A 23,913-nucleotide genomic window follows, 5' to 3' on the forward strand; every position below is an offset into this window, starting at 1 on the left:
CCGGGCAAGTTTTTTATGCGCGTGCTTACAAGTTGTAGCCGCGTTCGTTGTGGAGTGCCAGGTCGATGCCGACGGCCTCTTCTTCTTCCGTGATACGCAGACCCATGACAGCGTCCAGTACCTTGAGAATGACGTAGGTGACGATCGCGGTGTAGATCACCGTGAAGCCCACGCCTTTGCACTGAATCCAGACTTGAGCGGCGATGTCGGTGACGGTGCCAAAGCCACCCAGGGACGGTGCGGCGAACACACCGGTCAGGATCGCGCCGAGGATACCGCCGATACCGTGCACACCGAAGGCGTCCAGGGAATCGTCATAGCCAAGTTTGCGTTTCAGGGTGGTGGCGCAGAAGAAGCACACCACGCCTGCTGCCAGACCGATGACCAGCGCGCCCATCGGGCCCACGGTGCCAGCGGCCGGGGTGATGGCGACCAGACCGGCCACAACACCCGAAGCGATACCCAGTGCACTTGGTTTGCCGTGGGTGATCCACTCGGCGAACATCCAGCCCAGTGCAGCAGCGGCGGTTGCGATCTGGGTCACCAGCATCGCCATACCGGCGGTGCCGTTGGCCGCAGCGGCGGAACCGGCGTTGAAACCGAACCAACCCACCCACAGCATCGCGGCGCCCATCAGGGTGTAACCGAGGTTGTGCGGCGCCATCGGCGTGGTCGGGAAGCCTTTACGCTTGCCGAGCACGATGCACGCAACCAGACCGGCCACACCGGCGTTGATGTGCACCACGGTGCCGCCAGCGAAGTCGAGCACGCCCCAGTCCCACATCAGGCCGCCGTTGCCGGACCAGACCATGTGCGCAATCGGTGCGTAAACCAGGGTGAACCACACGCCCATGAAGATCAGCATGGCGGAGAACTTCATCCGCTCGGCGAAGGCACCGACGATCAGCGCAGGGGTGATGATGGCGAAGGTCATCTGGAAGGTGATGAACACCGCCTCAGGGAACAGCGCCGCAGGACCGGTCAGGCTCGACGGCGTGACACCGGCGAGGAATGCCTTGCCCATGCCACCGAAGAACGAGTTGAAGTTGACGACGCCCTGCTCCATGCCGGTGGTGTCGAACGCGATGCTGTAGCCATAAATGACCCACAGAATGCTGATCAGACCGGTAATGGCGAAGCACTGCATCATCACGGAAAGAATGTTTTTGGAGCGAACCATGCCGCCGTAGAACAGGGCGAGGCCGGGAATGGTCATGAACAGCACGAGGGCTGTCGAGGTCATCATCCAGGCGGTATCGCCGGAGTTGAGGACTGGGGCCGCCACTTCGTCTGCCGCCATAGCCAGGCTGGGCATTACGAGGGACAACAGGGCTCCTAGCCCTGCGAATTTACGCAGAGTCATATTGTTTTCTCCTGGGGCGTTGGGTTTGTGGCGGCGTTTAAATCGCGTCGGTATCGGTTTCGCCGGTACGGATGCGAATCGCCTGTTCCAGATTGACCACGAAGATCTTGCCGTCACCGATCTTGCCGGTGTTGGCGGCCTTGGTTATCGCCTCGATAACCCGGTCCAGATCCTTGTCGTCAATGGCGACATCGATCTTCACCTTGGGCAGAAAATCGACCACGTACTCCGCGCCGCGATACAGCTCGGTGTGACCCTTCTGCCGACCGAAGCCTTTGACTTCAGTAACGGTAATGCCCTGCACGCCGATCTCGGACAGCGACTCGCGCACGTCGTCCAGTTTGAACGGCTTGATGATGGCAGTGACTAGCTTCATGAAAACTCTCTCCCGAATTGGTGGACTTGCCCCAGGAAAACAAACCCGTCTCAAGTCTAAGCGCAGTGCCTGGCTTTGTAACGCATCGTCGACCTTACCTGCCCGTCCGACGCCAGCTAACCGCTCCTCACGAAACAACTCCCCGTTCCGCTTGGCGCACTGCATTCGTCACAGCGACTGCATCAGTGCATGGGTTACGACTGACTAAGCAGAAAGCTTGCCATCTCGCCAAAACCCACTGAATTCAATCCTTTGGCCGCTGCGGACAGCCGCTTCACACAATCAGCCCGACAGATACGCACAACAACAGTGCGCGACCGTCCATCCACATGCGCGAAAAGCGTGCATCCCTGCTGTCGGAATTGACTATAGACACTGCGTGATACACTGCCCGCCATTGTTGACAGGACATTTCCCATGCTCGCACCCAAAGACTTCCTCGACGCCCTGACCGGCACCGCCTCCCGCCTCTTCAGCGGCGAAACCCCGTTGCCGAAAAGCGAAATCGAAAGCCAGTTCAAGGCGCTGTTGCAGAGCGGCTTCAGCAAGCTGGACCTGGTGAGTCGTGAAGAGTTTGATAGCCAGATGGTTGTGCTGGCACGGACTCGGGCGCGGCTGGAAAGCCTCGAAGCGAAGGTTGCCGAGCTGGAAACGAAGCTCAACCCGCCCACCGAATAACCCAGCTGACAATGCAGTCCCCTGTGGGAGCGAGCCTGCTCGCGATTAGAGTCGCCTCGGTCTACCAGCCCTCCCACACTGGACAGACCACACCCCTGTAGGAGCTGCCGCAGGCTGCGATCTTTTGATCTTCCGCCCCGCCACCGTCTCGGCAACGTCCTACAAAGATCACCACCGCCGTCCGATAGCGCCGCGAAGCCCAGGTTCCTAAGCTCATCCCCAGCTGAATATTCAGCACTGGGTTTGGCGACCTGGAAGACCCCGACGCACCGCGACCACATTCGACTGAGGAATTTATTCCCATCACGAATTATGGCGGCTATGCGTGGGAGACCTTCGGGTCTGCCGGTTCTCGGGTGTCACCGGTTCGCCAACCCGCGCATAGCTGCCACCCTTTTCGTTTGGCGACGATCAGAAGCAGTTTTCTTCACTCGACCCCGAGAATGCACCATGAATGAAAACTATCTAATCCCTCACGTCTTCACCCGCCACAAACTCCACCTCCACGCGCTTTTAATCGAAAACCAGCCTTGGTTCAGCGCCCGAGACCTGGGCCGCCTGCTTCGCCTTTTCCTCGACGAACGCGCCGTCCGAAAACTCGATCCCGATCAACATCAATCCGCGCGAGTCGTCATCCACGGCACCCTCGAAAACACCCTGCTGATCAGCGAGTCCGGCGTCTACGCCCTGCTCGTCTACCACTACTGCCCCGAATACCGAGGACTGCGCGAATGGCTGACCCACGACGTAGTGCCAGCGCTCAGAGATGCCCAACAACCGACGTCAACCGAACGCCCGGTGCTGAGCCTGTTGAACTGGCCCGAGATGTCGCTGAGTTTGCTGCACTGGAATAACCAGCCGTGGATTCGGTTGCAGGATGTTCCGCAGATGCTGGCGGATAGTGAACGGTCGCAGACTGTGGTCAATGCATCGTGGTGGAAGCGTGCTTCGCGGAGGCTGCAGTCGCTTTAGGTGGACAAAGCGCGACCACTCTCGATTTCGGCTTTACGCAGATCGTAAGTCGATTGCAGCTTCAGCCAGAACTCGGGCGTGGTATTCAGGCAGCGAGATAACTTGCCCGCTAGATCGGCACTGACACAACGCTGGTACATGACGATTTCGTTTACCGTTTTCAACGACTCGTCCGACGAATGGGCGAACGCTGATTCTGAAATACCCAACGGCTCAAGAAACTCCTCCTTGAGGATTTCGCCGGGATGAACCGGCCGCATTCCATTTTTTTTCATTTTTCTCTCCGAAGGCAGCGATCAATTGACGATCATAAGCAGCCCTGCCTGCCAGACAGGATCGCTCACACCCTTTCGCCGGAGTCCTTCAGTAATCCAGGCAACGTCCTACAACAACCTCATCCCGCGACTGATTACGTCGAAAATCCCCACTCCCTTACGCTTCACCCATCAGAAAGACACTAGCAACATCCTGCGAAAATTTGGCACCTGCGCCATTACGCGCCCCCGACTACCCTTCAAAAAACCGCAGGAAGCGGTTCCCGTAAAAGCTCAAGGAACGACCATGTCCCTCTCCATCGTCCACAGCCGCGCCCAGATTGGCGTGGATGCGCCCGCCGTTACCGTAGAAGTCCATTTGGCCAACGGTCTGCCGTCATTGACGATGGTCGGCTTGCCCGAAGCGGCAGTAAAGGAAAGCAAGGACCGGGTGCGCAGCGCGATCATCAATTCAGGCCTGCAATTTCCGGCTCGGCGTATCACGTTGAATCTCGCGCCTGCGGACTTACCTAAGGATGGCGGACGGTTTGATCTGGCGATTGCCCTGGGGATTCTGTCGGCCAGTGTGCAGGTGCCAACGTTGACGCTGGATGACATTGAATGCCTGGGAGAGTTGGCGTTGTCTGGCGCGGTACGTGCCGTGAGAGGCGTGTTGCCGGCGGCGCTCGCCGCACGCAAGGCCGGGCGCTCGCTGATGGTGCCGCGGGCGAACGCCGAGGAGGCGTGCCTGGCGTCCGGATTGAAGGTGTTTGCCGTGGACCACCTGCTGGAAGCCGTTGCGCACTTCAATGGGCATACGCCTGTCGAGCCCTACGTTTCCAATGGCTTGCTTTACGCCAGCAAACCCTATCCGGACTTGAATGAGGTGCAGGGGCAAATCTCGGCCAAGCGCGCATTGCTGATTGCGGCGGCAGGGGCTCATAACCTGCTTTTTAGCGGACCGCCAGGAACCGGGAAAACATTGTTGGCGAGTCGTTTGCCGGGTTTGCTTCCACCGCTCGCCGAAAACGAGGCGCTGGAAGTCGCAGCCATTCAATCCGTCACCAGTTGCGTGCCCTTGAGCCACTGGCCGCAACGACCCTTCCGCCAGCCCCATCACTCGGCCTCCGGCCCGGCGTTGGTGGGTGGTGGTTCGAAGCCACAACCCGGCGAAATCACCCTCGCCCACCACGGTGTGCTGTTCCTCGATGAACTCCAGGTTTTGCTGTGATACGCATATTGTCAAACATGCATATCTAATTGATTTATATCTGTTTTTTTATGCTATTCCGCAATCGAATTATCTGACAACTATCGCTCCAACGCAGCCCTTGATAAACCAAGTCCAGCGCACCAAATGAACAGTGCTGAGCCGTGTGATACGGCACACGGAGTCACCACCAACCAAGCTCGCCGTTTCCAATTCTAAAGCGGGCCAACCAGCTGAACACCTCAATACCTCCCGATACCCCAACGGGCGCATGCTAATTGGCTGCATCCCAATCGTTACAGTATCTACGCACCACATCGAAGGTCGTGAGGTGCAGCACCTTATAGCCCCCAGAAGCAAACGGAATCTCAAGTTGAATCTCAGAAAATCACTACCTTTGAATATCCTTACTGATGTATGACACTAGCTACATCCCAGGCAGTTGCGGCGCGACCAACCCGAAAACCGAACTCAACACGACCACCAGCAAAAAAAATCTTATTGAACTTTATCATTTATTATTTACAAAACTTGTAAAGCATATAATAAACAAAAATATAAAATCTTTTAAAATACATGGAGATACAAACCTGCACAAAATTTTGATTGATACACTTTTTTCATTTAACAAAAATAAAGAACACGACACCATGAGCAATATTTTTTTTACTGTTGCAGGCTGCTGAAACTTATGTAATCTGAAAGAACCTCATCTCTATCAGATACTCTACATGCCGCATCTAATCCCATCACCGACGAGCTACTTGAGCAAGATGCCGCTTACGCGGGTGAGTCCGTGCTTCGTCGCTCATGTGATGTACATCGCTGACTCCAATAAGTACGTCTGCAAGGATGATTTATCATTAGGGAAATTTTTTAAGCTCCTAGAGTGTGTTTTGCTGATAGCCAACATAGATCTATCACGCGAAAAAATAGGTTCACCTGAGTTTATGAAAATCATGAATCTACTCATAGGAGCACTTGCATCTAAAAAATTTGCAGGCTGGACCAATCGACACCGATACTCAGTAACTGAACAATGTAAAGTTCTGATCCAGCTAATCTATGACCATCATCGCCTGGATTATAAACTACCGTACATCGGATTTCATCTTAATAGCGAAGATATAAACGCTTTAGTTAATAACTTTGAAAAATTATCAATTCGACCAGAAGTAAAACTATATCTGAATGGCTGGAAATGTAGAAACGCCAAAGGTAAAACCGTAAGCATCGAACTCTACGAGCTATACAAATCTCATGGCGCAGAGTTCACCATCGGTATTTATAATGTTTGCCAAAGTTATTTGGCCACAAGAGCTTCATGTTACATCTATGCAATTAGGCCTCTTATAAACCTCCTAACCAACGAATATAAAGACTCTACGGCACGGGAACTTAACGACCCAGATTTTACCGAAAGACTGTTTTCCGATATGCGAAAAAAGTACTTTATGGAAAATCATGACGAGAACAGTCCGACACGATTTCGTACATTATGCAAACATTGGCGCGGACCTATCTCATTCTTTCTGGAGAATAAATTATTTCCTTCAGGTCTAATAGCTAAACCACGACGTGGCTTGCCTACAAACACCCCGCCAAGACACTTGGCTGAAACACATATGGGGAAGAACGAAGACGGCAAAAATATAAGTAGCAAGCTTACTTTTGACGTTCCGCTGGAAGTCACTGACGACGAAGCCATCGAGCTTATATTCGGCCAAGTTAGCAAAGACATTACCACAATTACTAGCTGGGCGAAATATTCAATAGCTAGATACTATAAAAAATTCGACACGGCATTTAAACACAGCCAAATAGGCAGCATCACGCCAGCAGCGAACATTGTAAAGAAAGTAGACAGCATGGCAGAGTTATCGCCACAGCAGATACAATATGTAGTTCATAAATTTCGCGAGTTCGGCTACCAAACCTATCCAGACTCACTTGCTGGAACGCAACACTTCAGGGTCCCCCTCACAGCTGCGGCTGAAATCTTAGGGCTACCGAATCGAGAGATCCTGACCGCTTATGCGGCATACCTTATTGTCGTCCATCCGGAGGTGACCCCATCGTTTCTATCGACCCTGGAGCTATACGACGCACACGGTAGATACTCCGGTTATATTGAAGTGGACAATGTAGTTTATCTAAAAGGCTACAAGCGTAGAAAAGGAAAAAAGAAAGCTGAACAGATTGTATTTCTAACGCCTGAAACTAATGACGCCGTGAAAAAGCTCATTGAAATGGCTCGGCCACTTAGAGAGTTTCTACGTAGAAACGGGGATGATAACTGGAGACTTTTATTTCTTAGTCGCGGTCGACTTTTCTCATACCCTAGCCCCGTCAAATTCGAAATGGGCAACCAGTATAGATCCACCCTAGAAAAAGAACTTATTGAATCAACTAGTATTAGTTCGAATTACGCGAGAACTCTTGCAAAACGGATAACACTCACGGCGGTCAGGGCAACTTCTGCAATCAAACTTTATATAGAAGATAGAGATCTTGCTGGGGTTTCCAAGCGATTAGGGCACGATGAGTTTTCTATAAAGCTCCTTAAAAGTTACGTTCCTAGCGCACTCATTCGCTTCTTTGCGGTACGCTGGATTCGAATTGTACAACACCTAATTATATTCGAAGCGGTTAGCGATACGGATTACTTATCGCCAGCAACGGGAATGACGATTGATCAGGCTAAGCAATTCATCAAAAATCATGTCGTGAACTTCAGAAAACACTTCAATACTGAATGCGAGAATGCAGGTTCTATACAGGCTAATGACAACGATACTGAGATCATTATTTCGGTGGACATTAGCTCTTTAAGACTGCTGCTAGACTTTAGCAATCGCGATTTAAACAGAGAAAACAACGACTCGACGGACGCATATTGGATAAGAATAAGTAGGCTATTAATTGATCATATTGGAGATGAAAATTTCAACCGACCAGACATTAAGGCGATGCTCGCATCCGCACGACTGATAACACCAGTGGTGAACACATGATTGACACTCGCCGCGTAAGTAATTCAACAACCCCGTCATTAAGCTTTCTAGACGATGGCTATGAACCATCAAAAACCAACCCGTTACTGAAAGGCTTGACCTCTGATGTTGGCTCAACTGCATGGATAATCGAAGGATTAGCAACGCCAATTGATTTCAATGTGCTGCTTTCGGACGGGTCAAAATTAACCGATTACCGTAATTCAAAAATTTTGAGCAGCATTAAAACATGGCTTCTGATGCAAGGCGCGGATAGTGCTACGAATATTCCCTATAAAACCAAAGTGAGAACGCGCAGATTAACTCTAGTCTTAAAACAGGCTGACTTTATTCTTCAACACATACCTATTTCGCGCCTTCGTAGAGATGGGTTTGCAGCAATTTCAGAAAGCTTCTATAGCATGCTCGTATATAGAGTTAACAACTACAATTCAGATGATGACATTTACTACAATTGGACCGAGCGTTTCTCGACATTAGTGAAATGCAAAATTGAGGAAAATACTAAAGAGTTGGATAATGGCGGCCTATATCCTGATTGCGTAGAACAGTCCGACCTCGATCTAACATCGTATATTTGCGATCTCACCAAAAGCCAAGCTAGATCGGCTCGTATTTTTTTCCACCATGAGCGTCGACAACTTTCAAGTACAAAAAGATCCTTCCCAAACTATTCGGCAAGAGAGCTGTCGCGGTCAATATTTCTGAACTGCCTATTCAAAGGTTCGAAATTTTCTTGCCCGCCAGAAATTGACATACAACCGCTCAAAAAAAAGAAGTCTATAAATAGAGTACCAACGAGAACAAGCCGCAACACGCCCTCAACACAGACTATCTCCAGGCACCTTTCCTGCTTTAAGGATATTCTCGAACTAGGTCGCTTTGATTTACCTACGCCAATTGAAACGTTTGAAACTGATAGAGCACAACTCATCTCGGATGAATCAACAATTACAGGGAATTTCTCTAGCATTCCGTACCCTCTCGTAATAAGTGCCCTAAAGGAAGCGATCAGTTATGTCTCAAGGTACGCCGACGGCCTATTTGAAGCCTGTTTGGAATATTACCAAGAATGCGGCGATTTAACGCCGATAGATTTGACTTGCCAGCAGCGATTGCCAACCTGCATACCAGCATCTCTATCCGAATTAGGAATTACACGCTGGAAGACACCTAATTGGGAGTGCCGAGAAGCCCAGAATGCGCAGGAAAAAAGCGAGCTATATTGGCATATAAAGATTCTCTATGGATCGTTCGAACTAATTCTTGGGGCGCTTACAGCAAGACGACAAGAAGAATTAATAAGAATAACTCGCAAAGATATAGATATTTTGTCAGGGCAGATTATTTTTCAGAACGGTAAGTCTGGAGAGGGTGATATAAGACAACCTCTTCCCTGCCCAATCCCAAAGATATGCGTAGACATTTTCGCAAAGCTGATAAAATTTCATTCCGACATTGAGACGTTAGGATTTTGTTGTAATAACAGGTCATTACTATCCCCTCCATACACTAAAACACTGGGGATAAAAAAATATTTTGGCAGCGTTGTTTATAATGATGCACTAGACAAGCTTTGCCTTAAATTCAATTACACGAACAACGAAGGACAAATCTACCTTTTCCGAGAACATCAATTCAGGCGGTTCTTTACGCAGATGTTTTTTTGGGGAGGTTTTGGCGACATGGAAGCTCTTCGACAGTTCCTAGGCCATAGCAACTACCGCCATTTGTTTCACTACATCACGGATACAGTATCAGGGGACACTATTAATAGCGTAAAAGCCGAAGTACTTGCCGAGATTACACGACGCGGAGACCTAACATACCTTCCTCTCGCTAGACTTATAGAGAAAAAATTTGGCACGTCCAATATCAGGGTGATTCAAGAGGCTGAATTGCGACCATACTTAAACTACTTAATTTCCAGAAACCAGATAACAACTAACCCCGTTTTTAGCATGTCAAGTAACAATGAAAGCTTTACGATCATTACGGCGGTGAAACATGCTTGAGAGCGAGAGAATTAAGAAGACATCGACTTTAAAACTTAAACAATTACTTCTCGATACAATCGAAGGAAACTACATACATTGGGGAGGAGCAGAACCAAGCATTTATTTGACAAGCCAAAAATCGCTTTCGAGCTACGTTAATCCTGAATTTGAAATTATTCAAACTACTATAAACAGCCTCAAACGCTCAGCAGATCTCTACCTCAAAGGAGGTTACAGCTACCTCGATAAATTGCGAAAGGCAGCGCAAAAAAAAGTCAATACAACGCCTAATCAAAAACGACCACGCAAGCAGTCGAAAAGTGGCCTCGAAGTTAGGCTTAAAGAAGTCGAGAATTTAAGTGAAACGCAACGTGAAGACCTCATCGTTTTAAGCTACGCGCTAACCCTATCACTGAATAAAAGCTGGAAACTCATAACCGAGTCTGGCCGCGCTGACTTAATTGATCTTTGCAGAGAGCATCATCATGAAATTTATCAAATGCTCTCCCCTCTGAAAAACATAGAATTAGGAATTGATAAAAATGGCAAAGTTATATTTCCTGACTTCCGCTGAATTTCAGCTATTTCATTCTCTCAGCTTCGACAAAAAGCCTCAAATGGTAAACGCCCCAAATTTGGTTTCAATGCGCTGGCCCAACGGCGTTTGGTGTTACGATGCAAACCAATACTTAATTTCTAAATTTTTTAATCGTGCATCGACGCACTCTGACGGAGGCACTCTTAAACAATACGCCACGCAACTGTCACACATTATAAGGTTTTGCTTCGACAAGAACCGAAACCTAGACCAACTAGTAGATTCAGATTTTATAGAATTTATAAAACTACAAAGCGCCCCCCGCCCTAACGGGAAAATTATAACAACTAAGACTTCTGTTTCTATTCTGCGCAGAACTCTAGAGTTTCTTGACTTCGTAGGTAGATCCCGGCATCGATCAGACTATGTTGCAATTGATGGAGACATCAAGGGGTTCAAAAAGAAAATTGAACTATCAAAACAGGTCCACCATTCACATGATGCAGCGCCTAGGTGGTACTGGGATCATTCTGAGATGCCGATTGAGAGTGAGACGACAACTAGGGATTCAATTTCTGCTATTGCGATAGATAAACTGAGGACAGCAGCAGCGAACGGCGACACCAATTTTTTCCTTATGAAACGCAGGCTAGCTATGTTACTGGTATTAGAAGTTACCGGTGGACGGCGTTCAGAGGTAGCGGAATTACAGCGTAGCGCAGTTTATAAAGCGCTAGCAATGACGCAACCGGTGCTTGAAATGCGCAATTTGAAGAAAGGCGGTAATACCTATGTGACGCGGAGGATTCGTATTTCGCACAGTGACCTTCGCTTTCTTAAAGATTTTATTGAGATGAATGTGGAGCCTTTGCTTTCTATTAAAAAAACTAGTCATGACTATGTTTTTGTAAGTGAACGGACTGGTCAACCTGTAAGACCTAACACCATAACTCAAGAGATACATTATCTACGAAACCTAGCAGGAGTTCTAGGTCGTGCTCATCCACACATGTTTAGACACCGCTACGTCACCAAGCACTTGATCGCTTTAATTGAAAGTTTCAAATTTGCAAACGAATCCGACTTCCGCAACAAACTTTTAGATCTAGAGTTTTTCAAGGTCCAGGTTTTAGATTTTACGGGGCATAAATCTCCAAAATCTATAGAACCATATATAAAACTAGCATACGCAGAGCACTTAAAATTAAAAGAGACGCTAGATGCTCTAAATAAATTTAAAGAGGTTGATGCAGCAAAGCGAGCAATTATAAATTATTCGGCAGAATTACAAGCACGTGGAGGTCCAAGGCATATCGTTGACGGCCTCTTAGAACTATCCAAAAATTTTCCGTTTCTCCCACCCCCAATAGTAACGACCGATGAATGAGACATCTCAGTGTTTTTTCTAAACAAGTTATCAACCAGAGATGGATGAGTTTCACCAGTTGCATATCCCAGCCAAGGCCACGAGATGCTGGTCGATGCCCAAACCCGCTCAGTTTGTGCGTTAGGTGGGGTGCCGCGTCGCGGTATCTACGACAACATGAAGACCGCTGTCGATAAGGGGCAACAGGTGCCAGTGGCGCACGGTCATACCCGGTTTGCCGTGATGTGAGCCCACTACCTGTTCGACCCGGACTTTTGCAACGCGCCCTCGGATTAGGAAAAGGCATCGTTGTAAAGAACCTCCACGACAGCCGACGGCGCATTTGCGCTCGATGCTCAAAACTGCATGTTCCACATCTTCGAGGAACTGAATACCTGCGTAGGCCAACACCGCCGTGCTCTTCGGAGCGACCTGGTGCACCCGCAGTACAACGGGCTAACGTTGGCGGCTCTGGAGCTTGAACGAGCTGAAATGATGTCAATGCTGACCGCCTTTGATGGTTAGGTCGAATGCACGGTGAGGGCCTCCAACACCTGCTTGATCAGTGTGGGCCGAAATCGTCACTCGGTGCCTTGCGAGCAGGTCGGCCAGTGGGTCAGCAGCCGCCTGTATCCCTCTTCGGTGGTGGTCATTGCCGATGAAACGATGATTGCCAGTCACAAACGACTCAATGATCGAGACTAGGTCAGCTGCGACCGGCAGCACTACATCCCTCTTATCGAACGCAAGCCTGGAGCACTACGCAATAGCGCTACATTTGATGATCTGCCGAAGCCATTGGTGCTTTTTACGCGTCGACCTGAGACGTCACCCCAACGCTGATCGAGTCATGACGCAGGTACGGCTGCGGTTCCCATCGCCGGGGCGTGATGCCCTGCTGGTGACGGTGGAGTTGGTACTTTAATCAGGCAGCTTGAGCGCTGACCACATCCGGAATGTTCCAGCTCGGCTAACATCGACAGCAGCCCCTCCGTCCGCCGAGACCAGTCTTCAATTCAAGGTAGCGCCTGTCGCCAATACGGCGCGCTACTACCAGCTCCGGACCACCAATGAACACCACATGCTGCGCCATATCTGTACGATTCCGGCCCTTCGCAACAGGCAGCTAACTGCGTAAAGCTCCCTCTGAATCTCTGAATCATTGCTCCCGTTAATTTTTGAAGCAGCAGATGGCAATAGCAAAAACTTGAATTATACTGTATAAAAAAACAGTTAAATCATCTATTCCAACTTAATTAATCCTAGCGCAGTGGAGCCCATAGAAGTATCACTGGTGACGCCACGAGTCGCGGGAGTCAAAACGCGCCGAGGGCGGTAGAAATAGCTTGGACAACTAAGGACAAAAAGATTCATTTTGTCCAATGTGGTGTTATCCTTTTGCGGTACGGCGCGGGATTGCGCCGTTTGTTTTGCATCGAAGATTGGACAAAATGATCGAGCCCCGAAAACACCTGACGCAGATCGAAGTCGATCGATTGATTGCGGCGACCAAAGAGAGTCGCCACGAAATGCGTGATCGCTGTCTACTGCTGCTCATGTTCCGTCATGGCCTACGCGTCTCTGAAGCCTGTGGCATGACATTGGCGCAAGTTGACCTTGAGACTCGTGTTCTACACGTTTTTCGCTTGAAAAAAGGCCTTTCTACAACGCATCCGCTACGTACAGATGAACTGAAGTATATAAAAGCCTGGCTTCGGGTTAGGGCTCAAATGAAACCTGAAAATGATGCTTTTTTCATTTCAGAGAGACTGAATCCTTTGAATCGGCGTACCGCTTGGGATGCCATTCGTCGATATGGCGAGAAGGCTCATTTACCTCTGGCTACCCATCCGCACATGCTGCGCCACGCTTGCGGGTACGAACTGGCCAACCAAGGTGCAGATACACGGTTAATCCAGGACTATTTAGGGCACAAGAACATCCAGCACACCGTGCAATACACGGCAGCTAAACCAACAAGGTTTGATAGGTTGTGGCCAGCAGCGCCACGCCGCTGAGCTGAACAGAAGATAACGGTGCGACCAGGGATTGCGACCCTGGCCACACCTGACCAATGTCTACTGAAAGGAGTAGAAGCAATGGCTAATGAGTATGGTATGACAATCGAAGCAAACAGCGAAATCTACGTAGGTACAGGCGGCAGCTCCATCGACACTCCTGTGCCCAAAAAAGCTCGTGGATCGCGGAAGAAAAAAAAGCCGCTGCGCACAATCGATTTGTTTTGTGGTGCAGGTGGAATCACCGAGGGCTTTAGACAAGCTGGTTATGTCAGCCTCTATGGCAACGATGTGATGCCAGAGGCCATCGAGACGTTTAAGCTCAATCATCCAGAAGCCATTGCAGACTGCCGGACTATCGAAGAGGTGGATCCAAGAGAGGTTAGAAATCTTCTCGGCCTGGAGCCTGGTGAGCTAGACGTTCTAGTCGGAGGCCCACCCTGCCAAGGTTTCTCGATTAACGCCCCAGAGCGTTTTCTCAGTGATCCCCGGAATGCTTTGTTCAGGCACTATGAGCGTTTCCTAGAAGAGTTCCTGCCCAAGGCTTTCGTATTCGAGAACGTTCCTGGCTTGCTATCTCTAGATGACGGAAAAGTGTTCCGTCAGATCATCGATATTTTTACCAATCTTGGATACCACGTAACGGCCAAGATTCTGTTCGCAGCTCATTACGGCGTTCCGCAAGAACGCTGGCGGCTAATTCTTCTCGGCTCCCGCTTCACAGAAGTTCAGCATCCTGAACCTACACATTACGCAGTTGGCCGCGCCAATTTCCGTGGCGGTAGCACGATGACATTCCAGCTATCTGAGAGTGACCGTTCCCGCCTTAACCCATGGGTGAGCGTTAACGAAGCCATTGGCGATCTCCCACGCTTAGAGATGGGGGAAGGGGCTGAAATTGTCCAATATCAGGCAGCCGCTCACAGCGCCTACGCTCAAACAATGCGTAATGGTGCGCAAGAAACTTTTAACCACATTGCCGCCAAGCTTTCTAAGCAGAATGCTGAGCGTATGAAGCATGTAAAGCCCGGTGGATCATGGCGTGATATCCCCCACGATCTTCTGCCTAAAGGTATGCAGCGCGCCCGCAAGTCTGATCATACAAAACGTTATGGTCGACTCCATAAAGATGGTTTGTCTGGGACCATGTTGACCAAGTGCGACCCACACTGGGGAACAGTTTTTCTGCCAGATCAAGACCGAACTCTGACAGTGCGCGAAGCAGCACGTTTCCAGTCTTTTCCTGACACCTATCGTTTTGTAGGTTCTCGCGTATCACAGTACGAGCAGGTCGGAAATGCAGTACCGGTGTTGATGGCAAAAGCCATTGCTGATCAACTGGTAAATCACCTGGCTGACCAAAAAGACATGGTTATTGAAGTAGTACAGGCGCAAGAAGAAATCTGCGCCTGACGGTCTTAATCCGACTCAGGTAAAGGTGCTTCGAAATCACCAAACGCAAGCAGGTCAGATCCACTGACCTGCTCTATTGGCACAGGCCAGACAAACTTATCACTGATCCGACCTTCAAAAGTCGAAAGGGGCACCGCCTTCCCACCTGTTAAACCTTCTACTGAGCGCTCAAGGGTCGTGTATCGGACTTCGTCAGGCACAATTCGTGTACGGTTTTGGCCTTCGACTTCCTCGAATCGCACGACAAACCATGCGATATCAGCATTCGAGATGTCTTTTACGTTGTCCATTTCACCGATAGAGTCAAAGAAGGCGCGATCTACAACGACGGCCATCTTCTTCCCCCACCGCCGAAGCGTTGGAACTTTGATTTGGAGCTGAGGCATGAGACGTTTCGGCCCGCTACTTCGGTAATCTGGGCGACGACGCCCTGCTGGAAATACTACCCAATCTACCGCACTGTCGCTAAAAGCCTCGAACTCGCCTCGCATTGCGTCACCAGAGAAATATACCGCTTGAATTTCCAGCGCCGCCCACTCCATAGGCGCTCCTGGCGGTGTCTTCGTGCTAACAAGAACCATATCAATTCGGCCAACGTCTTCACCGCCTTCATTGTCGGTTGTCGCGCCGGCCTCTAAAAAACCTACCTCAGCAACAAGTTTCGGGTCAGAGTCCCCGAGGATGGTTTCACCTACCCACTTAAAAATTTCTAGGTCTTCATGGAAGCGATTTGGGCACGTAGCCCTAAGATCGCCCTGTTTACCCTCAACAGGGACACCCATGGCCCGCCCAGTTCCTGGATGCGCTGCATATGAGTAGAGACGTAATGAGCAGACGCCTCCATCTTTTGAGCAAAGAGCATCTTGCTTGCGCGCTTGAAATGGGCACAGCTGCTTGGCTCTAGCTTTCTTCGGTTTCAGTGTTTCAGCCGCGAGGAGCTGTCTTTCTGTACTCGATAGCTGGGTCAGGTTGTACCCATACCACTCTCCGATACCAAAGCGAGCTGTTTGATCTTTTAGTTTTCTAGGTAATTTGGCCATAGCGTACAAAGTTATCAGATAGACACATATCGGCCGAGAGCTTTGTAAAACGCTCAAGAACGTACGTCCAAGGCGGTACGAATCACTCCGCTTGTGAACTGAGGGAGAGGCACCTCGCTAGGGGCGCGGCGCGGGTGCATCTGTGCCTTCACCTTGTCGTCCTCTCGTAGGCGAACCAACTAGTGGTGATGGTAAGCATGCAGTGATCATCACGCACCATCGAACGCCTGGCCCAAAATTTAACCGCTGCGTCGGCATCCTCGACGGTTACTACTCCCTCATTAACGAGGAGAGTCAAGGTGGGCGGGCGACTCATGACCGGTGCGGACTCGACCGTTATGGAATTTGTGAAGCCTTGCAGCCATCAGATGGTATCGATAGGTCCCCAATATCGCCATACTCGTCAGCGCCTTGAGGGCAAGTCATACCTCATTTTGAACATAGGAAAGCAGGTCATACGGAATGAAATTCCTTGACGATATATTGCAGTCAATCTCCGGAAACACGAAAACAAAGGTCGATGATCCTTTCATTGGCGCGTTCATAGGGTCATGGATTGTCTGTAATTGGAGTCACTTGGCAATACTAATATGGGGCGACGGGACCACTACAGAAAGGATTAACGCGCTCAGTAAATACATAAAAGAAACCGACGTAGTAGCGTTCAATACAATAATTGTCATCCCTTTATTAATGACGACTCTCTTTTTGTTCGCTTTCCCTTGGGTTTCATTATTGCTGAAATCGATACAGAAATTTGCAAATGATCGACTACACCAGCAAGCAATATCAATTGAATTGAGCAAGACTAAGCAACAAGAAGCCTTGAATAGACAGAAGCTGCTTGCGGATCCAGACAAGAAATTTCTGGAGCAGAACGTCCAATTAGATATTGATCGCCGAAAAGAAATAACTGAACAGTTAAAGCTAAGAAGTGCAAAATTCAAAGAAAAAGCCGAAGCGGCAGCAGCTGTATCGGAAGCGGCGATAGCCGCAGCGACAGAAGCTAAAAGCCGAGCGAATCAAGCTCAATTAGAAGAAGAAAAAAAACAGCAGAATGCCACAATCGAAAGACAACGATTTACTGTGGCAAATGCTAGATTAAAGTCGGCACAGGCATCAAATCGTTTTCCCTCGTCGTATAGCTTCATGCTCGCTATCGAAGAAAGCCTGAAAGCAGACGGTATTCAGCTATCCCTGGCCGGACTAGGTGAGGTCGTAGCAACGATATTTGGCTATAAAGACTTCCAGTCGTTGATACTCGATGAAAATTTCAATAACGAAAAACTATCACAAGTTATATATATTTACTATGACCCTACAGATCTTGCCTCAAGCCTTGACAATATTGTACAAGCTGAAGGGTCAGACAACGAGGACTTAGGGTCCGACCTGCTATTCGACCATGTCATTTCAGCCTTCGAAAACTTAGAATATAAATTGATCACCAAGGATCAAGTAGAAGAAGTGTGCAGAGACATCTGCGAAAAGCACAAGTATGACTTACTGCAAGGTGAGGAGCTATCAGGCCCCATCACAGAATCAGATACTATATACGATGAAGTCGAGATTGGCGATTTAGACTCTATTACGTTTGATAATGGCTTAAAGGCTCTTTTTTCCGGTTCAGCAAGCGGCGATCATCGAAAGGAACACGATGTACCCGGTCGTGATATTGAGTTTAGCGTCGAAATTAAAAATACCTTGTTGCTCGGCACCAGAGCTTTGGGCGAGTTTGAGGTTGGTGAAGTGACGGGAAGCTTGGTTGACTATTATGATGAGGGTGAAGACGAAGCTGAAGCACATTAGAGAACAAGCACTGTGCTCCAGGTCGCCGAGAGCACACCGTGAGCAACCCGTATGCATGTGCAGATTGGTATTAAGCACAACCTATCCGCAAGGCGAGCAGCTATCCGTCGGAGCCCGTGGCAGTCCGCTTCTGGCCGGTTGTTGCCTGTCGCCAAGGGCAGTAAACGACCCAAAGCGGCCCATCGCATGAGGCAGAAAACGGCCAGAAGCGACGTCCAGCCCACCACATTTCTTCAGGCAGAAGCAGACATTCGACTCGGTTCTGGTTTCGCCCGATAGTGAATGCTTGCAGCATGCGACTGCATACCTAAAAGCAATTCTGGCTTATTGCCAATACCGTATATCCCCATATGCCCCCTCTCTCATTTTCCGTGAACACCACGGCACGCGGGTCTGTAAGCTATTCAGGAGGCCCGTTGCAAACTCTCTCAGGATCGTCCGCGATTCGTCATCAATCCTGACAGAGAACCCTATGACTACACCCATCCGCCGCGCAGCATCCCTTCGTCCAGGGCAATTCAAACACTTGATCCGCGTTGCATCTGTTACTGGCCGTCTGCCAGAGCGCGACGTGATGCTTTTATGGCTCACACACACCACTGGGATTCGCGTCACCGAACTGGCCTTGCTGAAGGTCGCAGACGTGCTGTACCCCAGCGGAGCTATTAAGTCCGAGGTGTATCTACGAGCAGACATCACCAAGGGCTGCCGACCCCGCAATGTATACCTGACACATGCTCGATGCCTTGCCGCCTTGGACGGCTGGATCGCGGTTCGCTTGCAACGCCGGTGGGGCCTGTCCGGCGCTGATGAATATCGGGGCCTGCGCCCAAGTTCAAAGCTGGTTACCACACACAAGGGCCAAGCGTTTGAACTTGCGTTTAAACATCGCCAATTGGACAGCGGTCCGGAGGTTTACCGTGCCTGTGATTCGCTCCAGCAGACGATCAGTCGGCTCTACCGGCAGGCCGGTATCAAGCAGGGTTCGTCACACAGTGGCAGGCGATCTCTGGCGGCAAAGGTGCTGGCTGCGACCGGCGACGTGGAGACGGTACAGACCATCCTCGGTCATGCCTGCCTCGATCACAGCAAGCCGTATCTAACTGTTGACATCGAGGTTATCCGTCGTGCTTTCGAGCTTGCACTGGCATAGTGATATCGGTAACTCTTTCCGCTAGTCAGCATTGATATTGAAATGTCCGTCCAGGGGTGAGGTTTTTGCCCCCGAGAACTTGAGGAAATCAACAATGGCTAGGCTCACACTGACCGATTTTGACGAATGGCTCGATGGCGCTGTGCAGACGGACGTAGAGGACGTATACGCCCTCCATGAAGCCGTTGACGGTGAAACAGAGTTCGCTCAATACAAAGCCGAGCGTGCACCAAATGGACAGCTCTTGGTCTCGTATGGCGACGATAGCCCTTGGTTGAGGCTGTCCACGGAGGAAGCTAAGCAGGGTTTTCTTCGTCGTCTTGGCGGTCGTTATGTTGGGGAAGGTTGTATGGACATCGGTGCGTGGTATGTCATGCACATGGGATTAGCGTCCGATTAAAGGAAATCCGCATGGAGGACGCCGATGAGGTGTACCAGATCCTTCGAGACACCAAGGTTTTGGCTCGCCGTTATTACCAACTCACTCGCAAACCGCTGGGTGTGACTGGGGAAATCGCAGAGTACGAGGCAGCTCGGCACCTCAACGTCGAGTTGGAACTGGCTAGGCAAGCTGGGTACGACGCGACAGAAGTGAGAGATGGGCTGAAAGTCAGAATTCAAATCAAGGGGCGGTATTTCACCAGCCCACGAATGCGAAGCGGTCGAGTGGGATCAATCGATTTAAGGCAACCCTTCGATACAGTTTTACTGGTTCTTCTCGATGCGGATTACAACGCTTTCCAGATTTTTGAAGCGGATCGATCTGCGGTTGAGGCGTTACTGACAAGGCCTGGGTCAAAGGCTCGAAACGAACGTGGCTCAGTCGGTATCAGTCAATTCAAAGCGATCAGCAGACTGCGCTGGGCGCGGTCTGAATTATAGGAAATGTCGCTCCACCAACAAGCCCGCCGCCGTGCGGGCGTTGTCAGGAGGAACAGGGCACTTTAGGCCCTCATGAACGAGCAGGAAAAACCTGATGGAAAACTTCATGGAGATTAACGACGCCCGGACGATACCTGTAAGCGAGTATCTCGATAGCGTCACCGACCCTTTGCGGCGCGCAGCTATAGCCTCTGTATTTGATCAAGCACGTTCAGCATTGGAACGCATGCGCGTAAGGTTTTCTGTGTACTTACCGGTTCCAGAGATTTTTGTGCTCACAACAGTTCAAATCAAGGCTGAGGCCAATCCGCTTGGCCTTATTGTGGTCAGCCAGGGCATTATTGATCACTGCCTCGATACGGCCTTAGCATCATCGAATGTCATAGAAGGGGATGAGGACCGTCAGGACGGTTTGCCAGATCTATTTCCTCAGATAGGCCTCACATGGGTGTTGGCGCACGAATACACTCATTTGTTCCGCGCACATAATGAGGTCCAAATCGAACTTGGATCCCAGGACCATGTGCTACGCGCCTTCGAGCATGATGCCGACCTATGCGCTGCGGCAGCTGTATACCGCGCAGTTCAGCAATGGCTCCCAGGCATGGAGGACATCGATATTCGTCGCTATGTCACTCATGCGCTGTTCTGGATCATTAGAACGTTTCCGAATACGAACGACGGCGCAGGAATCCATCCTTCATTCTCTGAGCGGTTCTTTCAGATCCTGCTCAAGCTGACCACCATGCAGGCCCTAGCAGGCGACGTCTTGGATCTAGATGTAAAGCTACCAGCCACTGCTAAGCGCGGGGATGCATTACGCGACGTCGCAATAGCTTGCGAGACCGCGTATCAGGCCAAGTTCCCTGGTACTCAAAATAATTTCTTCATGCAGTGGCACGAATACATCAAAAGCTATGGCCATATAGCCATTATTAACGAATGGATAATGGTGAGCCCATTTGTTGAAAAGCACTCACATACCACGGCTGATATGCAGCGCCACGTCTCGGCTGTCCCAATGACTATGAGCGACATAGCTCGCCTGGAAAAGGCCGAGCGTAAGCGTCAACGAAAAGCTCAGGCGAGATCATGAACGCAGTAGCCGTTTTGACCCTGCGAACTGCCGCGTACCCCCGGAGCGACTGTGAGGCTTGCAAGGGCACCGGCAAACGCAGATCGGTATAGGAAAAGGATCATGAACATTGAGACTATGGCTGCTACCGTCGCGAAATGGGCCAGCTCGGAGCCGCTAATTCGAAAGGCGTATCTCTTCGGCAGTCGAGTTCGTGGCGCGCATAAGCCAAGCAGCGATCTGGATGTCGCGGTCGAGATTTTCACCTTGCAGGGAGATACCAATCCATTTACTACCTGGACCTGTGAAGCGCAGCGCCTCAAGGCCTCGATAGCCGGAATTGTTCCTGTGATCGTCGATCTTGATTGGTATGGAGGTGAGGTGGAGACGCCCCGCATCCATCAGGCTTTAGGGCAGTCAAGTGTCGTGGTCTATGACGTTGGAAATTCCACCTCAACTATCCCGACCATCTGATCCAGGAAGTTCAGTCATGAAGGTGCGGCGAAGTCTGTATGCAGCATTTCTGCTCTGGCCAGTCGGAGCGGGGATGCTTTTTGCCGGCCTTGTGCCGTTTGTGTTTGGTGAAAGTGGGCCTACACGGCTGTTGTCCTTGGTTTTTATCATCATAGGGATGTCATTCAACGGGCTCTGGGCGTTCTACATCGACCGGAGTGGCATGGCGCAGCGTGTACACGATTTTTTGGGGCTTACCCAAAACCCGTTCACCGGTCGGTATGGCGCCACCCAAAAAGAGATAGAGGCGGATGCTCGGCGTGTTCGGGATTCAGCGAGTGACAAGAAACAAGAATGACCGGCTAGTAGCACGCGTTGCCGTCAACTATATCCGTCTCAGTCATAGGAAAATCACGATGAACAACGCTGAAAAATGGGTCATTCAAAACACCCATGGGCAACTGCTACAGAGTTTCGCAATTGCCCCTGAGAAGATCCGTATCGACTGGTATCGGCCAGATGCACCCGGCAAAACCAAGGCAGGCGAGAAAGGTCCGCTTAACTTTCTCGCTGAATCTAAAGCGCAAGTTCTGCTAATGGCTCTTGTGTCCCAGGTTCCGACAGAATTTGCAGGGGCAAAGGTCATGACACTGGCCCAGGCACTCAGCCCGGTCAGCACCCTCACCAGTTAACGGAAAGGATCCGCCGCTTTATCGTCTTCCCAAATCAATACAAAGGAGCAGCACAGATGAAAACCGCCATGCTTAAAACCGCGCTGATCGACCTGGCAAACAAGGAACTGAGGGAGCATCCGTGCTATCTGGAGGGCATGCAAATTGAAGATGCTCGTATGGATAAGCACCTCCTGGTCATGTCCTCAAACGCAGTACTGATGCCGGGTGTTGATTTGAATGCCCTGAACGATTTCACGATAGCGTTTTGCAACAAATACACACTGATCGGTTAACGGGAATTCCCGTCCATACACCATAAACCTCGCCGTCAAACGCGGGGTTGGATCAGTAGAAGGACGCTAATTTTCGCGTCCGGGAAAGTGAAGGAATACCTCCTCATGACATCTGTCGTCAGAAATGAAGTCGCTGCAATAGTCGAGCAGCTCCTTATCGACATCACTGCTACTGTCCGTCCAGTTTCAGCTCCTAACGCGATCATGTTGGATGGGGCTCTGGTAGAAATCGGCAAGTTGCTATTAGACCCCGCAATGCAAGCGCAAGCCGCGCCTGTGTCGCAAATGTGGCGTTTGCTGATGGGGCTCCATATTGCAGGAGCTTTGACAGAGGAAGAACTCTATGGCTTTTCTGGCGATTTTCGGGATTGCTGCCTGCGGCTGTATCCAATTAATGAAGGCTGATAGTTGACGGAAATTCCCGTAGCACCACAGCCCCGCCAGTCGGGGCTAAGCCCGTAGAAGAGGGACGATTTTCGTTCCCAGGATCGAGCAGGAAAAAATGTGGAACTGACAAACGCTGCGCGAGCGGTCACTGATATCGCCTACTCGGTCATATGCGAAATGCTCGGGCCTGGGTTGGACAATCTGACAAATGCCAAAATCGAACTGAAGCATAAGCCGAATGAAGGTAAGTCGCTAATCGAAGTGCGTTGCCAACAGGATGCGGAGAGGGAAGGGAAAACCCTCGTTCTCAGGCTCCATTTCCTTCACGACGCCAGACAGATGCAAATCCCGAATATTTTGATGCCGGAGACCATGACACATCAGCGTCTCGGGAAGAGGTTAATCGGGGCGTTGTACCGAGTTGCAGCCGCTAACGATTACCTGCTGCTGGTCGTCGATATGGTCCCATCTTTTTATGATCGTTTGTTATTGCGAGGGGCTACGCCGGTCGATGAGGAAACGGTCCTGATCACCGCGAACACGGATCTGGAAGGCGATGTCGGAAGCCCAAAAATCACTGCCGGAGAGGATGACGAACACTTCGATATCTTCGCTTGGATGAAAGGTGCAGCGAACAACACGACGGGCAACAAGGCCGAATAAGTAGGAAATTATTATTGCTAAAGGGTTGGAGTTTGCGACTAAGGAAGAAGCTGGCGGGCGGGGAGCGAGATTGTGTCTAGCCTGAAGTCTTCGCACCATGAAATGAGAAGCTTGTTCCGAGATCTAACTTTTTCTGAAGAAGATAATTTCATTGATGAGTTCATCGAAAAAGTTGAGCGACGTCTCGGTAAAAAAATTGTTGGTGGGGTTCGTGCTTTTATCGAGAAGGAAATTCGCGAACAATACGAATAGCGCCGCGTGGCTTCAAGAGCGGGCTGCGTTCGG

Annotated in this window: 24 protein-coding genes and 2 pseudogenes; 22 read left to right on the top strand and 4 right to left on the bottom strand. The window is 50.1% G+C overall.

What is annotated here, in order from left to right; all coding sequences use genetic code 11:
* Positions 1 to 25: 25 nt before the first annotated feature.
* Together DJ564_RS31605 and glnK are read right to left on the bottom strand one after the other, a co-directional pair.
* Positions 26 to 1,363, bottom strand: coding sequence for an ammonium transporter (locus DJ564_RS31605; RefSeq protein WP_109635833.1), 1,338 nt, complete (start codon positions 1,361 to 1,363; stop codon positions 26 to 28).
* Between the two features lie 37 nt (positions 1,364 to 1,400).
* Positions 1,401 to 1,739, bottom strand: coding sequence for a P-II family nitrogen regulator (glnK, locus tag DJ564_RS31610; protein WP_002555808.1), 339 nt, complete (start codon positions 1,737 to 1,739; stop codon positions 1,401 to 1,403).
* 417 nt (positions 1,740 to 2,156) lie between these two features.
* Between glnK and DJ564_RS31615 the strand changes: the two genes are divergently transcribed.
* Complete coding sequence (locus DJ564_RS31615) at positions 2,157 to 2,417, top strand: accessory factor UbiK family protein (protein WP_109635835.1); 261 nt, start codon at positions 2,157 to 2,159, stop codon at positions 2,415 to 2,417.
* Between the two features lie 450 nt (positions 2,418 to 2,867).
* Complete coding sequence (locus tag DJ564_RS31620; protein WP_109635837.1) at positions 2,868 to 3,389, top strand: Bro-N domain-containing protein; 522 nt, start codon at positions 2,868 to 2,870, stop codon at positions 3,387 to 3,389.
* On the opposite strand, the gene DJ564_RS31625 is transcribed toward DJ564_RS31620, so the two are convergent.
* Positions 3,386 to 3,664 carry a HigA family addiction module antitoxin gene (locus tag DJ564_RS31625; RefSeq protein ID WP_109635838.1) on the bottom strand — a complete coding sequence of 93 codons (279 nt, stop codon included), beginning with the start codon at positions 3,662 to 3,664 and terminating at the stop codon, positions 3,386 to 3,388. The genes DJ564_RS31620 and DJ564_RS31625 overlap by 4 nt on opposite strands.
* Before the next feature lie 286 nt (positions 3,665 to 3,950).
* Between DJ564_RS31625 and DJ564_RS31630 the strand changes: the two are divergent.
* The 8 genes and pseudogenes from DJ564_RS31630 to DJ564_RS31665 form a co-directional block, all read left to right on the top strand.
* Positions 3,951 to 4,859, top strand: a pseudogene (locus DJ564_RS31630) (YifB family Mg chelatase-like AAA ATPase); the annotation flags it as partial.
* Between the two features lie 944 nt (positions 4,860 to 5,803).
* Positions 5,804 to 7,867 carry a hypothetical protein gene (locus DJ564_RS31635; protein ID WP_162556254.1) on the top strand — a complete coding sequence of 688 codons (2,064 nt, stop codon included), beginning with the start codon at positions 5,804 to 5,806 and terminating at the stop codon, positions 7,865 to 7,867.
* Entirely contained in the window at positions 7,864 to 9,882 is a 2,019-nt protein-coding gene (locus DJ564_RS32115; protein WP_162556255.1) for a site-specific integrase, read from the top strand. The genes DJ564_RS31635 and DJ564_RS32115 overlap by 4 nt, the downstream gene beginning before the upstream one ends.
* A complete protein-coding gene (locus DJ564_RS31645; RefSeq protein WP_109635843.1) occupies positions 9,875 to 10,438 on the top strand; it encodes a hypothetical protein in 564 nt (187 codons plus the stop codon). Before DJ564_RS32115 ends, DJ564_RS31645 begins: the two co-directional genes overlap by 8 nt.
* A complete protein-coding gene (locus tag DJ564_RS31650) occupies positions 10,407 to 11,789 on the top strand; it encodes a site-specific integrase (RefSeq protein ID WP_109635845.1) in 1,383 nt (460 codons plus the stop codon). The genes DJ564_RS31645 and DJ564_RS31650 overlap by 32 nt, the downstream gene beginning before the upstream one ends.
* Before the next feature lie 57 nt (positions 11,790 to 11,846).
* A pseudogene (locus DJ564_RS31655) lies at positions 11,847 to 12,906 on the top strand (IS21 family transposase); the annotation flags it as partial.
* A gap of 313 nt (positions 12,907 to 13,219) precedes the next feature.
* Positions 13,220 to 13,786, top strand: coding sequence for a tyrosine-type recombinase/integrase (locus DJ564_RS31660; RefSeq protein WP_218277772.1), 567 nt, complete (start codon positions 13,220 to 13,222; stop codon positions 13,784 to 13,786).
* Positions 13,787 to 13,867: 81 nt separating this feature from the next.
* Positions 13,868 to 15,199 carry a DNA cytosine methyltransferase gene (locus DJ564_RS31665; protein WP_218277773.1) on the top strand — a complete coding sequence of 444 codons (1,332 nt, stop codon included), beginning with the start codon at positions 13,868 to 13,870 and terminating at the stop codon, positions 15,197 to 15,199.
* A 5-nt stretch (positions 15,200 to 15,204) separates the two neighbouring features.
* Here the strand turns inward: DJ564_RS31665 and DJ564_RS31670 are convergent, their stop codons facing one another.
* Positions 15,205 to 16,296, bottom strand: a complete 1,092-nt coding sequence (locus DJ564_RS31670) for a NotI family restriction endonuclease (protein WP_162556256.1) — start codon at positions 16,294 to 16,296, stop codon at positions 15,205 to 15,207.
* Between the two features lie 405 nt (positions 16,297 to 16,701).
* On the opposite strand from DJ564_RS31670, the gene DJ564_RS31675 reads away from it, so the two are divergent.
* The 12 genes from DJ564_RS31675 to DJ564_RS32120 all read left to right on the top strand — a co-directional run bounded on the left by DJ564_RS31675 (position 16,702) and on the right by DJ564_RS32120 (position 23,880).
* The gene (locus DJ564_RS31675; RefSeq protein ID WP_109635848.1) at positions 16,702 to 18,048 is read left to right on the top strand and encodes a hypothetical protein; all 1,347 of its coding nucleotides are present in this window, start codon (positions 16,702 to 16,704) and stop codon (positions 18,046 to 18,048) included.
* Between the two features lie 472 nt (positions 18,049 to 18,520).
* Positions 18,521 to 19,201, top strand: a complete 681-nt coding sequence (locus DJ564_RS31680) for a site-specific integrase (protein WP_109635849.1) — start codon at positions 18,521 to 18,523, stop codon at positions 19,199 to 19,201.
* A gap of 94 nt (positions 19,202 to 19,295) precedes the next feature.
* Positions 19,296 to 19,601, top strand: a complete 306-nt coding sequence (locus DJ564_RS31685; protein WP_057402048.1) for a hypothetical protein — start codon at positions 19,296 to 19,298, stop codon at positions 19,599 to 19,601.
* An 11-nt stretch (positions 19,602 to 19,612) separates the two neighbouring features.
* Entirely contained in the window at positions 19,613 to 20,083 is a 471-nt protein-coding gene (locus tag DJ564_RS31690) for a hypothetical protein (RefSeq protein ID WP_109635851.1), read from the top strand.
* Between the two features lie 94 nt (positions 20,084 to 20,177).
* Positions 20,178 to 21,179, top strand: a complete 1,002-nt coding sequence (locus DJ564_RS31695; RefSeq protein ID WP_109635852.1) for a hypothetical protein — start codon at positions 20,178 to 20,180, stop codon at positions 21,177 to 21,179.
* A gap of 102 nt (positions 21,180 to 21,281) precedes the next feature.
* Positions 21,282 to 21,632 carry a nucleotidyltransferase family protein gene (locus tag DJ564_RS31700; protein WP_109635854.1) on the top strand — a complete coding sequence of 117 codons (351 nt, stop codon included), beginning with the start codon at positions 21,282 to 21,284 and terminating at the stop codon, positions 21,630 to 21,632.
* Between the two features lie 16 nt (positions 21,633 to 21,648).
* Positions 21,649 to 21,969, top strand: coding sequence for a hypothetical protein (locus tag DJ564_RS31705; RefSeq protein ID WP_109635856.1), 321 nt, complete (start codon positions 21,649 to 21,651; stop codon positions 21,967 to 21,969).
* Between the two features lie 58 nt (positions 21,970 to 22,027).
* The gene (locus DJ564_RS31710; RefSeq protein WP_109635858.1) at positions 22,028 to 22,303 is read left to right on the top strand and encodes a hypothetical protein; all 276 of its coding nucleotides are present in this window, start codon (positions 22,028 to 22,030) and stop codon (positions 22,301 to 22,303) included.
* Between the two features lie 56 nt (positions 22,304 to 22,359).
* On the top strand, positions 22,360 to 22,578 hold the full coding sequence (locus DJ564_RS31715) for a hypothetical protein (RefSeq protein WP_109635860.1): 219 nt from the start codon (positions 22,360 to 22,362) through the stop codon (positions 22,576 to 22,578).
* A 105-nt stretch (positions 22,579 to 22,683) separates the two neighbouring features.
* Complete coding sequence (locus DJ564_RS31720) at positions 22,684 to 22,983, top strand: hypothetical protein (RefSeq protein WP_109635861.1); 300 nt, start codon at positions 22,684 to 22,686, stop codon at positions 22,981 to 22,983.
* A gap of 99 nt (positions 22,984 to 23,082) precedes the next feature.
* Complete coding sequence (locus DJ564_RS31725; RefSeq protein WP_109635863.1) at positions 23,083 to 23,628, top strand: hypothetical protein; 546 nt, start codon at positions 23,083 to 23,085, stop codon at positions 23,626 to 23,628.
* A gap of 72 nt (positions 23,629 to 23,700) precedes the next feature.
* Positions 23,701 to 23,880, top strand: coding sequence for a hypothetical protein (locus tag DJ564_RS32120; RefSeq protein WP_162556257.1), 180 nt, complete (start codon positions 23,701 to 23,703; stop codon positions 23,878 to 23,880).
* The last annotated feature ends 33 nt before the right edge of the window (positions 23,881 to 23,913 follow it).

Source organism: Pseudomonas sp. 31-12 (genome assembly GCF_003151075.1).
In the GTDB taxonomy this organism is placed as follows: domain Bacteria; phylum Pseudomonadota; class Gammaproteobacteria; order Pseudomonadales; family Pseudomonadaceae; genus Aquipseudomonas.